The 233-nt window shown below is 68.7% G+C and carries 1 protein-coding gene; it reads left to right on the forward strand.

Annotation, left to right across the window (positions count from 1 at the left end):
• Window positions 1-233 (forward strand): NADH-quinone oxidoreductase subunit B (locus HA630_RS27085; protein WP_166831992.1); only part of this gene is annotated, 233 nt, incomplete at both ends.

Here is a 233-nt window from a genome sequence, read left to right on the forward strand (position 1 = left end):
TGGCCGATGACGTTCGGCCTCGCGTGTTGCGCGGTGGAAATGATGCACGCGGCCACCGCCCGTTACGACCTGGCCCGCTTCGGCGCCGAGGTGTTCCGCGCCAGTCCGCGCCAGTCCGACCTGATGATCGTGGCCGGTACCCTGTGCAACAAGATGGCGCCGGCGCTGCGCAAGGTCTACGACCAGATGGCCGAGCCGCGCTGGGTGCTGTCCATGGGGTCTTGCGCCAACGG

Source organism: Aquabacterium sp. A08 (assembly GCF_011742065.1).